Here is a 12181-nt window from a genome sequence, read left to right on the forward strand (position 1 = left end):
TGTCGCAATCCGAAACCATTAAACAAGTCATGTCTGAACTTTGGCCCATCTGGCGCAAAGTGTGGCTGTTTGGCGTCGTGACCAACCTGCTGATTTTAGTGCCCTCCTGGTATATGCTGGAGGTGTATGACCGTGTCATTAACAGCCGTAATGTCTCTACATTATTGATGCTGACCTTAATGGCTGCATTTGCGTACCTGGTGATGGAAGCGCTCGAGTGGCAACGCCGGCGCCTTCTACAAGCTGCCTCTCACCATTTTGAGAAATCACTGCAACAACGTTTATTTGAGCGTGTGTTTACCGCCAAATTATCCATGCCGGAGTTTCCTGCGCAGCAAGTGTTTTCTGATTTTTCTACCCTCAAAAGTACGTTGCATTCTTCTGCCTTGCTAGGTTTGATGGATGCCCCTTTCTGCCTGATTTTCCTGGTGGCAGTGTTCCTGATCCATCCGGCGCTAGGTGTGCTGACGCTGTTAGGCTTGTTTATCCAGCTGGTGTTAACCGTACAAAACCAGGCCCGTGTGGCGCCCATGATGAAACAGGCGAACCAGCATGCAATGGAATCGCACCGTTATTTTGCCAGCATCAGCCGCCATTCGGATGTGATGCAGGCCATGCAAATGATGGCCCCGGTGGAGCAACGCTGGTTGCAAAGCCAGCATGGATTTTTATGGCAACAGGCTCAGGCTTCCGAGTTGGCGGGTAAAAACGCGGCGGCCTCGCGCTGGTTGCAGACCATGCAGACCAGCCTGATTCTGGGCCTGGCTTGTTACCTGTTTATTGCGGGCGAGTTATTTAATGGCGGCGCGATGATGATCGTCGCTTCTATTCTGGCAGCCAGGGTACTGGCACCACTGGTGCAATGTGTGGGCAACTGGAAAACCTACGAACAGGCGTGGACGGCCTTTCAGCGTATAGAAAGCCTGTTCGCTGGCGCAGCGCAAAAAGGAGAGGGCCTGGTGTTGCCTCCGCCTACGGGCGCAGTATCTGTAGACCAACTGGCTTATGCGCAACCACAAGCGGGCAAGGCGCAAGCGGATGTGTTTATCCGCCAGGTGCAGTTTAGCTTACCTGCCGGGCATGTGCTGGTAGTAGCCGGAGCTTCGGCATCTGGCAAAACCACACTGGCAAAATTACTCGTGGGCCTGGTGGCACCAACCAGCGGCCGCGTGCGTTACGACGGCGTTGATGTGCATGGCTGGGATAAAAACAGACTGGGGCCTTATGTGGGATACCTGGCGCAGGAAGTGGATCTGTTTGATGGCCGTGTCATTGATAACATCTGCCGCTTTAAAAGCCCGGACCCGCAGGCATTATCTGAAGTGGTTGATCTGTTGGGTTTGTCCGACTGGCTTAACCAGCTGCCGCAAGGGTTGAATACCCTGATCGGTCAATCTGGCGTGCCTTTGTCTGGCGGTGAACGGCAATTGCTGGGCTTAGCCCGCGCGCTGTATGGTAAGCCGCGCATTGTGGTGCTCGATGAGCCTAACGCCAATCTCGACACCGCTGCCGAGCGCATTTTTCAGCATGCGATTGCGCGCCTGAAACAGCAGGGCACCACCTTTATTATCATTAGCCATTTGCAGCATATCCTGAATATCGCTGACTTTATGCTGGTGATGTGCCAGGGGCAGATGATCCGCTATGGCAAACCGAATGATGTGCTGGCGAGCTTTCAGGCAGAGGCAGCAACGTCTGAAGCATTACAGGCAAAAACAGCGAAACCTAAAGCAGTGAAAGTCGCACAGCCATGAAGCCAGCCTACCAGCCTTCACTTTGGGTGTTGATCAAGCCATTCCGGCGGCAATTTATCCAGATGGCATGGCTAAGCCTGTTGACCAATGTGCTGATGCTGGTGCCCACCCTCTATATGCTGCAATTGTATGACCGGGTCATGCAAAGCAGGAACACCCTGACGCTGGTGGCGGTCACCGCGCTGACGGCTGGCTTGTTGTTGCTGATGGCAGGCGCGGACTGGCTGCGCAATTTATACGCGATCAAAACCGGCGTGCAGTTTGACCTTACTTACGGCAAGCAAATCTTTTCGGCTATTTTTGATACACGCACTACGCAGCGTCAGTCACCGGTGCAGTCGTTACAGCAACTCACCACCGTCAGGCAGTTTATGACCGGGCAAGGCTTGTTCGCCATGCTGGATATGCCCTGGAGCTTGGTGTATATCACCGTGTTATTTGTGCTGCACCCTGTGCTGGGGATGACGGCCATCGCGTTTTGCCTGGTGCAATGCGTGGTTGCATTGTGGAACCAGAAGGTCATTGCTGCGCCGGCACAACAGGCGCAACACACCAAGCAATTAACCGAAAACTTTATTCAGCAAAAGATCCGTCATTTGCAGACCAGCCATGTGCTGGGCATGTCGCACACGCTAAGACTACGCTGGCAGGACTTGCTGGCCGAGCAGTCACAAGCCGAAAGCGTGTGGCTGGCCGCCAGTGACCGCAGCCAGTTTGTGAATAAATGGGTGCGTTACACCATGCAATCTCTGATGCTGGCGATTGCCGCCTGGTTGACCATCAAGGGGCAGATCAGTGTCGGTTCCATGATCGCGTCGAATGTACTGATCGCCCGCGCCCTGCAACCGTTTGATGTGATTGTGCATAGCTGGCGCCAGTGGTTGCAAGCCAATGCAGCAGCTAGTGATTTGCAGTTGATCCTGAATAGCCGCCAAACGTACTTGCAAGCGTCGACTGTTATACAGCCGTTACAGCGCCCTTACCATTTAAAACTGGAAGCTGTGACTGTAGAGCTCCAGTCGCGCCGTATCCTGAATGCCCTGAACCTGGGTATTTCCCCCGGCAGATTGCTGTGCATCATGGGGCCATCAGGTTCCGGCAAAAGTACCTTGGCCCGTTTGCTGGTAGGTGTGATTTCGCCACATGCAGGCACCTATCAGATCAACCAGTCGGCCATTCAAGCCAGTAATGCACGCACTTTGCTCACTCACGTGGGTTACTTGCCACAGCAGGTGTCATTGCTGGAAGGCACGATCGCCGAAAATGTGGCCAGGTTCGGCACACTGGAAAGCCAGCCTATTATCCAGGCTTGCCAGCGCGTGGGTTTGCACGAAGCTATTTTACGTTTGCCGCATGGCTACGATACCCGGCTGGATGAACAAGGCCTGCCATTGTCTGGTGGTCAGCGCCAGTTGCTGGGGTTGGCGCGTGCCATTTATAAAGAGCCGCCATTACTGGTGCTGGATGAACCGAATGCCAGCCTGGATGAGTTTGGCGAGGCGCGGCTGATGGAGTTGCTGCAAGCGCTAAAAGGATTACACACCACGATTGTGGTGGTGACGCATCGCTCAGGCGTGCTGAAAGTCACCGATGATTTACTGATCCTCAAGCGCGGCGAAGTGGTACACCACGGCCCGCGAGATGCTGGTATCGCCTACCTGAATCAATTGCAGTCTGCTACCAGCATGCCTGCAGAATCCACATGAGCTTACTTCTATGCAGTTAAATCCAGAGCTTTCAGCTATTAATAATCCTGCTCCAGGCAATGTGCATGCCATTGAAAGCTATGCGCAGAACACAGGCCACACCAGAAAAGGCGCGTTTATTCTGCTGGCCGGCCTGCTTGGTTTTGTCGTCTGGGCCGCGTATGCGCCGCTTGATGAAGGCGTGCCGACCGAAGGGCAGATCAGTGTAGAGAGCAACCACAAAGTGGTGCAGCATTTATCTGGCGGCATCGTCAGTGCCTTGCTGGTGCACGAAGGCAAAGAAGTCAAAGCCGGCGATGTGCTGTTCAAGCTGGATGATATGGCCAGCAAAGCGCGCTATGAAGAAGTACGCCAGCGCTATGCCGGTTTGCGGGCGCAGGAAGACCGTTTGCGTGCCGAGCAGTTACATCACAGCGTGATTGATTTTCATCCGGATTTGCTGAAACAGCAGAATGACCCTCTGATACAGCAGCAAATGCGTAACCAGACACAACTACTGGCAGCCAGAACAGCAGCGTTGGCGGCTGATATTGCCGGTAAGCGTGAATCCATCGCCGGCTACCAGGCCATGGTGCAGGGATACCAGGGCATGCTCTCCAGCCACGAGTCACAACTGGTGCTGCTCGAAGACCAGTTGCAGGGCGTGCGCGGCCTGACGGCTGAAGGGTACGCCCCGCGTAACCAGCAGAATGACCTTGAACAGCGCGTGGCGGCCCTGCACGGTGAACGCGCTAATACGCAGGCGAATATCATCCGTGCCCAACGCGCGATCATGGAATTGCAACAGCAAATCAATCAGCGCAACCAGCTCGAGCGCAAAGAGATGGATGCCGAAATGGCACAGGTCAAATTGCAGGTAGAAGCCGATGCGCAAAAGGTGCTGGCGCTGCGGGACGAATTGGGCCGTACCGAGATTCGCTCACCTGCCTCCGGACAGGTGGTCGGTTTGCAGGTGCATACCCTGGGCGCAATCATCCAGCCCGGCCAGAAGCTGATGGATATCGTGCCTTCTGGTGAAGCGCTGATCGTCGATGCGCAGATCCCGCCGCATCTGATCGACAAGATACATACTGGCCAGGCCGCCGATGTACGCTTCTCTACTTTTGCCAATAGCCCGCAACTGCTGGCGGAAGGCCAGTTGAAATCGCTTTCAAAAGATTTGCTGAGCAAGCCTGCAGCAACTGCTGAAGGCAGCCAAAGCTACTACCTGGCCAGGATAGTGTTGACGGAAAAAGGCACCAAAGCTTTGCAAGGCCGTCAGTTGCAACCCGGCATGCCGGTACAGGTGGTCATCAAAACCGGCGAGCGTACGCTATGGGATTACTGGATGCATCCCCTGAGCAAGCGTCTGGCTGCTTCGATGAAGGAAGAGTGATGCGTTTGTGTCCCGCGATTAAAGGATTGCCTGTTTTTGCTCTGTTGCTGTGTCTTATGCCTGCACAGGCGCAAGATGACCTCAATGGTTTATACCAGTTAGCGGTTATCCATAATGCGGATTTTCGCGCGGCACTCGCCAATACCGAAGCCGAACGTGAAGAGCTGACCAAGGCCAAAGCGCTGTTCTACCCCAAGGTACAACTCGGGCTGATGAAAGGGCGCGGTAATACAGATCGCACCACGCAGACCAGTATCGGCTCTATAAATTCGGACATCAATTATGAGCTTGAAAACTACAGCCTGACCGTCCGCCAGCCTTTATACAATAAGGAAACCTTTGCCATTTATGGCGGCGCCAAGTCTTATGTCACCGCGCAGGAATCATTGCTGGAACAGGAGAACGCCAAGCTGATCCTCAAGCTGGTGTCGGTGTATCTGGAAACCCTATATGCGCAGGAGCGGGTGAATTTGCAGACCAACAAGCTGGAAGCCGTCAACCAGCAATTGCGGCAGGCGGAGCAACGTTATAACCGTGGTAGTGGCACGGTGGTGGAGGTGAATGAAGCGCAATCTAACCTGGATATTGCCAAAGTTGAGAAGATCCAGGCGGCGAACGATTTACTCTCTAACCAGCAAAGTATGCAGATTTTGACAGGCAATACGCATGCACTGTCGGCCGAGTTGATGGTGGGTAGCTTAAATACCCTCTCGGCTAGCGAGTATAGTGTGGAACGCTGGATAGACACTGCGCGGCAACATCATCCGGAACTGATGGCGGCGACGCTGGATATCGATGTCGCCAGGAAGGATGTAGAAAAAAAACAGGCCGGGCATTATCCGACGCTGGACCTGGTCGGTGTGCGTTCTTATAGCCAGAATGACAGTAACAATACGCTGGGTTCACGCTTTGATACCTCGACCATTGCCTTGCAGATGAACGTGCCTTTGTTTGCCGGAGGCTATGTGAACGCCAATGTGCGCCAGAGCGCCAGCCGCCTCACCGCCAGTGAAGAAACCATGACCGCCAAGTCGCGCGAGATCGAATTCAATGTGCGAAAATATTACCAAAACCTGATCGCACAGCAGCAATCCATCACGGCTTACCAGCAGGCGGTGCAATCCGCCAAAGTGGCATTGGACGGTACACAAAAAGGGTTTCAGGCTGGTTTTAAAACTAACCATGAGGTGCTGGATGCACAACAGAAGTTATTTACCAATCAACTGTCGCTGACCAAAGCCTACTACAGCCTCATCAGCGACTGGGTAAATCTGCAGTTCAGCAGTGGGCTGCTGACGCTGGACGCATTAAGTCGTGTCAGCCAGTTATTTATAGCAAAAAAATAAGCTTTATGAAGGGGCTATATCTTGAAGAAAATCAGTGTCTTGAAAACAATTAAACAATCAGGTTTTACCTTGCTGGAATTGCTGGTGGTGATGGTGATCATCGGTTTGCTGGCAGGCTATGTCGGCCCCAAATACTTTGCCCAGATCGGCAAATCAGAAACCAAAACCGCCAAGGCACAGATCGAAGCGTTGTCACGCGCACTGGATACTTATCGCCTGGATGTCGGGCATTACCCAACTAGCGAGCAAGGCCTGGCCGCACTCAATCGTAACCCTGATAACGAGCCTAAATGGCAGGGGCCCTATCTTGCAAAAGGCGTGCCGGCTGACCCCTGGGGCAGGCAATATCAATATCGTTATCCCGGTGAGCATGGTGATTATGATGTGTGGAGTCTGGGCAGCGATGGCGTCGCGGGCGGGCAGGATGCGGATAGTGATGTTGGTAACTGGTGATAACAGTCATTGTTAACCATGCCAGTCAAGAAAGCAGGCATGCATGAAATTTGAGCTAAAAGTCATGCAAGGCACACAGGTGAGTTGGCTGTCGCTGGAGGCGGCAGACCAGCAATCTGCGCGTCAGCAGGCACAGGCACAAGGCTATGGCATCTTGCAGATCCGCCAGGCGGATGCCGCAGGCTGGCTGCCGAAATGGCCGTTCAACAAGCAACGTTTTAATCTGAGCTTATTTAGCCAGGAGTTGCTGGCATTGCTGGAATCCGGGCTCAGCCTGATTGAAGCGATTGAAGGCCTGGCCGAAAAAGAGCAGCACGACCAGTCACGCTATGTGTTGACACGTCTCAGTACTTCTTTATATGAAGGCCTGCCATTGTCACAGGCGCTGGCGATGCAACCGGAAGTGTTCAGTGCCTTATATGTCGCATTGATACGCGCCAGCGAGCGCACCGGTGATATGGCGCAAGCCTTGCGGCGGCATGTGGCCTACCAAGCGCAAGTGGAGGCCATCCGCAAAAAAATCATTTCTGCTTCCATCTACCCGGTGTTGCTGATTGTCGTTGGCGGCATGGTCGTATTGTTCCTGCTCGGGTATGTGGTGCCACGCTTCAGCACGATTTATGAAAGTGGCGGCGATAACCTGCCCTGGGCCAGCCGCATGTTATTGCGCTGGGGGCAATTGCTACAAGGCCATGGTGAATTAGTGTTGTTGGGCACCGTAGGCATCAGCCTGTTGCTATGGCTGATTTTTTCGCGCCCGGCCAGCAAAATCTGGGTCATGCAACGCGTGTGGAGCATCCCTAGCCTGGGTGAGGCATTGCGCATTTACCAGCTGGCGCGGTTTTACCGCACTTTAGGGATGTTGTTGCAGGGAGGAATTCCCTTGCTCACCGCACTCGGCATGGTGCAATCTCTGCTGCCGCAAGAATTACAACAGGTGCTGCAAAAAGTGATTGCTGAAGTGCGCGAAGGCAAACAACTCTCTGCCTCGATGGAAGCGCACGGCCTGACCACCTCGATCGCCAATCGTATGTTGCGCGTGGGTGAGCGCACAGGGCAAATGGATGACATGTTGGGGCGGATCGGTATTTTTTATGACGAAGATACGGCGCGGCGTGTCGAGTGGTTGAGCAAACTGCTGGAACCGGCGCTGATGGTGTTGATCGGGCTGATTGTCGGGCTGGTAGTGGTGTTGATGTATATGCCAATTTTTGAGTTGGCAGGAGCCATCGAATGATGGCACCTCAAAACAAAAAGTACCATTGAATGATGGCTGCCCAAAGCAAAAAAAACCATCGAATGATGGCACCCCAAAACCAAAAGCGCTATCAAGTGATGGCTATGCAAAGCAAAGGAGCCATTGAATGAATATGCAGGATTTGCCAATGGCCGGCACAGAAGAGCACGCGCTGACAGCAGACTTGCTGGCTGAAGCCAAAAGCCTGGCAGCACAGACCGGGCGCCCTGTGATTGAAGTGCTGGAAGAATTATCTGCCTTATCGCCAGATGCGTTTGTGCTCGCCCTGGCCCGCCTCATGCATTATCCACCATTGAGCGCATTGGATCTGAATGCCATGCAGCCCCTGTTCGACCGCGTGAGCTTTAATGAAGCGACGGCCTTGCAGGCAGTATTGATGCAAAACGAGCAAGGCCAGACGCGGCTGGTGATTGCAGACCCGTTTGATCATGGCCTGCAATTACGCTTGCAGAACAGCGTGCGCTTGCCAGTGCAATGGTGCCTGGCGCACCGCAACGATATTGCCACCTGCTTGCAGTTCCACGAATCGCAGATGCGTGCGCTGGACCAGATGCACACTGAAGACGGATCCGCCAGTGATGACCAGGTACCTGTCGAGCAGCTGTCACTCAAATCCATCAGCGAGGATAGCAGCCCGGTGGTGCGGTTTGTCCGTTCTACTTTGTACGACGCGCTGAAAGCCGGCGCGAGTGATATCCACCTGGAATCCACCGTGCATGGCCTGCGCGTCAAATACCGCATTGATGGCGTGCTCAACGAAGTTGGTGGCCTGAGTGGCGTCATGCAGGCAGAGCAGGCAATCTCCCGGATCAAGGTCATGTCGGAACTCGATATCGCCGAGCGCCGTATCCCGCAGGACGGGCGTTGCAAAGTGCATGCGCTGGGCCGCGAAATCGATCTCCGGGTATCCATAATGCCGAGCGTGATCGGTGAAGATGCCGTGCTGCGGGTATTGGACCGCAAGGCGCTCAGCGAGGCACAAGGCATCAGCCTGGAAGTATTAGGGTTTGCCCCGGCCATGCTCACGCAGATCCGCACCCAGGCCGAGGCGCCGTATGGCATGTTCCTAGTGACCGGCCCGACCGGCAGCGGCAAAACAACGACCTTGTATGGCATGATCTCCGAGATCAATACCGGCCAGGACAAGATAGTCACCATTGAAGACCCGGTCGAATACCAATTACCCGGTGTATTGCAAATCCCCGTCAATGAGAAAAAAGGCCTCACCTTTGCGCGCGGCCTGCGCTCGATTTTGCGGCACGACCCGGACAAGATCATGGTCGGTGAGATCCGTGATGGCGAAACCGCACAAATTGCCGTGCAGTCGGCGTTGACCGGCCATTTGGTATTAACCACCGTGCATGCCAACAATGTATTCGATGTGATAGGCCGTTTTACCAATATGGGGGTAGATGCCTATAGCTTTGTATCCGCGGTGAACGTCATTCTGGCGCAGCGCCTGATCCGTGTGATCTGCCCGTTTTGCAAAGTGGATGATCAACCGGATCCTGAGCTTCTGTCAAAGTCCGGCCTGGATGCCAGTGCTAGCGCTCACTTCCAGTTTAAAAAAGGCCAGGGCTGTGGTCAATGCCATGGCACCGGTTACAAGGGCCGCAAAGGCATTGCCGAATTACTGTTGTTTGATGATGGCATGCGCGAGTTGATAGTAGCCAAAGCACCTATCAGCCAGATTAAGGCGCTGGCAGCCAAATCCGGCACCCGCTCCATGCGTGAAGCGGGCATGGCCTTGGTGCAGGCCGGTGAAACTACCTTGCAGGAGATCAATCGTGTTACAGCATTATCCTGATCCCGGCATAGATTGCCATGTCGCTGATAGCCGCCGCTGGTGGCAGGCACTGAGTGCGCCTGAGTTAAGGATCGTCATCACTTGCGACGCATTGGAAGTATTCACCTTTGAACGCCAGTGGTGGCCGGGCGGGCCACGTGCATTATTGAGCCATCAACAATATCCCCTGCCAGGGCAACCGCAGGATGCGCTGCCGCCCGAAGCATTATGGCAAACATTACGCGATGCACTTGCCGCGTTCAAACAGCAGCGCTGGCATGTGGTGATTGTGCTTTCCGATCAATATACGCGCTGGCTGATCTTGCCCTGGCAAGTCGAGGTTCGTAGCGTCGCCGAAAAGCAGGCGTATTACAGCCATGGCCTGCAACAATCATTTGGGTTTGAGATGCAGGGTTGGGACATTGCTGCGCAGGCTAGCGGCTATGGACAGAATACGCTGGTCAATGCCGTGCCGCCCGGTCTCGCAGAGCAACTGCATGCGTTATTTGTAGAAGCGCGTTTAACGCCGGGCATGATTGCCCCGGCCTGGATGTTGTCTGTGAATCAGGCGCTGCACAGCATGCGTCAGCAAAAGCTAGCGCATGCAGGCTGGATCGTCAGCCGTGAGTCTGACAGCTTGACCATAGGCTGCCTGGTAGGGGGTGAGTGGCAGCAAGTCCGCTATGTGCCTGTCGATACACAATGGCGGGAGAGCCTGAGCCAGTACTTGTTGCGCGAGCAGGTCATGCATCCTGACTGGGCGGCGTTGCCGGTGTATTTGCCACAGGCACAATGGAGTGGTGTGACGGCGACATCTTTGGCGCCATTTGCACTGGTCGATGTCCAGCCAGGGCACTGGCTGGGTGAAGCTTTTCACCAGCAACTGCGCAGGAGGCTGGCCTGATGCGAAGGTTAAAATTAAACCATGCACGCGGTCAGGTACCGGGGCCGGGTACGCTGGTCTCAGGACTGGTGTTGCTGCTGATTTCGGGTGCATTGATTGCTGTTTATAGCCAGTTGGCAGAGGACAATGCAGCTTTGCAAAAGCAGTTAGAGGCACGGCAAGTAGCGATTTCCCCAGTTGTAAATAAGCAGACAACCCTGTCGCTAGCCAGCAATCAGGCGATCACTACAGAAATAGCTGAAGCACAAGCACAGATTCAAACGCCGTGGATCGCTTTGCTGAATACGCTGGAAAAAGTACAGCAGCCGCAACTTTACTGGATGCAACTGGCGCCAGATGCCAAACGGAAACATATCCGCATGACGGTGCTGGCACCACATCGCCAGCAGGGCTGGGCGCTGGTGGCGCGTTTAAAGCGGCAATCCGCGCTGGCAGACGTCAAATTAAATGCCAGTGAATCCACCGACGTGAACGGATTAATGATGACGACTTTGCAGCTGGAGGCAGGATGGCTGTATTGAATCATGCCATGCAGCGTCTGTTGTTTCGCTGGCAACAAGGGCCATTGGGGCACCGCTGGGTGACGGTTTTGCTCATGGCCGCGCTGATACTGGCGGCACTGTTGAGCCATGCTTTTTTTACCCGGCATCAATTGCAACAGGCTATACAGCAACTACCTGCGCCTTCTACCTTAGCCATCGCACCTGTAAAGCCTGTTCTTTCTACTGCGGCACATTCGCTACAGCAATGGCCGTCAGAAGAAGAGGCGGACCGCATCAGTGGTGAAATACTGGCGCAGGCTGATGCCTTGGGCATGATTTTCGAGCGCGCTGAATTCCAATCTATCCCCATCGAACATGCCACTTTGCAAATACAACGTATCAAACTGCCGCTGAAAGGCGATTACCTGCAAGTGCGGCAATTTTTAAACCGGGTATTGCAGGCCTACCCCAGCCTGGCTGTGAGCCAGTTCAAATTGCAACGTAGCGATGTCATGCAAACGGCTGTTGAAGCCTATGTCGAATTCAGTCTGTATACGCGCAAACGGGAGCCAACATGATACTGCGCTGGATCATGTTGTGCGCACTGGGGCTGACGTTGTTGGCCTGCTGGTGGGTTGACCAAGCGGAGCAACCGTCGGATACCGGAGTCACCATTGCTTCTCCCCGCGTACAACGGCGCGTGCCTGTGGCACAAATCATGCCGATGCTGAAAGCTGAAAACCAGGCAGTCACTGAAGCTGCCGTGGTCGTTGCCGAGGAGGAGGCCGGGGTGAATTTATTCAGTGCGATGGTTATGCCTGCCGTAGACACAACAGCGGCGGCGGTGTCTGTGCCGATGAGCCCCTATACCTATGCTGGCCGCCTGCAGGAAGACGGGCGCTGGACGGTGTTTTTGACGGATGGACAGCAACAATATGTATTGCGTGAAGGCGACCGCTTTGCCGAGGGATGGAAGGTGGCGGTGCTCGATCAGCAAAAAGTCATTTTGCAACATGCGGCTGAGCGCTTTGAGATCAGGCTGGATAATAAGGTGGATAACGGGGTGGTGTTTTGAATCAGCAAATAATCAATAGAAAAAATAGTTGGCAACGGGTGT

The 12181-nt window shown here is 54.2% G+C and carries 11 protein-coding genes; all 11 read left to right on the forward strand.

The window, feature by feature from the left end; genetic code table 11:
• Positions 1-29 precede the first annotated feature (29 nt).
• The 11 genes from ACTS9Y_RS09100 to ACTS9Y_RS09150 all read left to right on the forward strand — a co-directional run bounded on the left by ACTS9Y_RS09100 (position 30) and on the right by ACTS9Y_RS09150 (position 12139).
• Positions 30-1754, forward strand: coding sequence for a type I secretion system permease/ATPase (locus ACTS9Y_RS09100; RefSeq protein ID WP_442585620.1), 1725 nt, complete (start codon positions 30-32; stop codon positions 1752-1754).
• A complete protein-coding gene (locus ACTS9Y_RS09105) occupies positions 1751-3460 on the forward strand; it encodes a type I secretion system permease/ATPase (RefSeq protein ID WP_442585621.1) in 1710 nt (569 codons plus the stop codon). The genes ACTS9Y_RS09100 and ACTS9Y_RS09105 overlap by 4 nt, the downstream gene beginning before the upstream one ends.
• A gap of 10 nt (positions 3461-3470) precedes the next feature.
• Complete coding sequence (locus tag ACTS9Y_RS09110) at positions 3471-4835, forward strand: HlyD family type I secretion periplasmic adaptor subunit (protein ID WP_442585622.1); 1365 nt, start codon at positions 3471-3473, stop codon at positions 4833-4835.
• Positions 4835-6181, forward strand: a complete 1347-nt coding sequence (locus ACTS9Y_RS09115) for a TolC family outer membrane protein (protein ID WP_442585623.1) — start codon at positions 4835-4837, stop codon at positions 6179-6181. Before ACTS9Y_RS09110 ends, ACTS9Y_RS09115 begins: the two co-directional genes overlap by 1 nt.
• Positions 6182-6202: 21 nt before the next feature.
• Complete coding sequence (gene gspG / locus ACTS9Y_RS09120) at positions 6203-6634, forward strand: type II secretion system major pseudopilin GspG (protein ID WP_442585624.1); 432 nt, start codon at positions 6203-6205, stop codon at positions 6632-6634.
• A 43-nt stretch (positions 6635-6677) separates the two neighbouring features.
• A complete protein-coding gene (locus ACTS9Y_RS09125) occupies positions 6678-7871 on the forward strand; it encodes a type II secretion system F family protein (RefSeq protein WP_442585625.1) in 1194 nt (397 codons plus the stop codon).
• A 127-nt stretch (positions 7872-7998) separates the two neighbouring features.
• The gene (locus tag ACTS9Y_RS09130; RefSeq protein ID WP_442585626.1) at positions 7999-9699 is read left to right on the forward strand and encodes a GspE/PulE family protein; all 1701 of its coding nucleotides are present in this window, start codon (positions 7999-8001) and stop codon (positions 9697-9699) included.
• On the forward strand, positions 9680-10582 hold the full coding sequence (locus ACTS9Y_RS09135; protein WP_442585627.1) for a hypothetical protein: 903 nt from the start codon (positions 9680-9682) through the stop codon (positions 10580-10582). The genes ACTS9Y_RS09130 and ACTS9Y_RS09135 overlap by 20 nt, the downstream gene beginning before the upstream one ends.
• Positions 10582-11103, forward strand: a complete 522-nt coding sequence (locus tag ACTS9Y_RS09140; protein ID WP_442585628.1) for a hypothetical protein — start codon at positions 10582-10584, stop codon at positions 11101-11103. Before ACTS9Y_RS09135 ends, ACTS9Y_RS09140 begins: the two co-directional genes overlap by 1 nt.
• A complete protein-coding gene (locus ACTS9Y_RS09145; RefSeq protein WP_442585629.1) occupies positions 11091-11642 on the forward strand; it encodes a hypothetical protein in 552 nt (183 codons plus the stop codon). Before ACTS9Y_RS09140 ends, ACTS9Y_RS09145 begins: the two co-directional genes overlap by 13 nt.
• A complete protein-coding gene (locus ACTS9Y_RS09150) occupies positions 11639-12139 on the forward strand; it encodes a hypothetical protein (RefSeq protein ID WP_442585630.1) in 501 nt (166 codons plus the stop codon). Before ACTS9Y_RS09145 ends, ACTS9Y_RS09150 begins: the two co-directional genes overlap by 4 nt.
• Positions 12140-12181 lie beyond the last annotated feature (42 nt).

The sequence above is a fragment of the Methylophilus sp. genome (genome assembly GCF_052173275.1).
Lineage (GTDB): Bacteria > Pseudomonadota > Gammaproteobacteria > Burkholderiales > Methylophilaceae > Methylophilus.

Excerpts from the sequence above, each read along its gene's own strand:
- ACTS9Y_RS09100 (WP_442585620.1), top strand. The coding sequence starts at position 30 with ATGTCTGAACTTTGGCCCATCTGGCGCAAAGTGTGGCTGTTTGGCGTC.
- ACTS9Y_RS09105 (WP_442585621.1), top strand. The coding sequence starts at position 1,751 with ATGAAGCCAGCCTACCAGCCTTCACTTTGGGTGTTGATCAAGCCATTC.
- ACTS9Y_RS09110 (WP_442585622.1), top strand. The coding sequence starts at position 3,471 with ATGCAGTTAAATCCAGAGCTTTCAGCTATTAATAATCCTGCTCCAGGC.
- ACTS9Y_RS09115 (WP_442585623.1), top strand. The coding sequence starts at position 4,835 with ATGCGTTTGTGTCCCGCGATTAAAGGATTGCCTGTTTTTGCTCTGTTG.
- ACTS9Y_RS09125 (WP_442585625.1), top strand. The coding sequence starts at position 6,678 with ATGAAATTTGAGCTAAAAGTCATGCAAGGCACACAGGTGAGTTGGCTG.
- ACTS9Y_RS09130 (WP_442585626.1), top strand. The coding sequence starts at position 7,999 with ATGAATATGCAGGATTTGCCAATGGCCGGCACAGAAGAGCACGCGCTG.
- ACTS9Y_RS09140 (WP_442585628.1), top strand. The coding sequence starts at position 10,582 with ATGCGAAGGTTAAAATTAAACCATGCACGCGGTCAGGTACCGGGGCCG.
- ACTS9Y_RS09145 (WP_442585629.1), top strand. The coding sequence starts at position 11,091 with ATGGCTGTATTGAATCATGCCATGCAGCGTCTGTTGTTTCGCTGGCAA.
- ACTS9Y_RS09150 (WP_442585630.1), top strand. The coding sequence starts at position 11,639 with ATGATACTGCGCTGGATCATGTTGTGCGCACTGGGGCTGACGTTGTTG.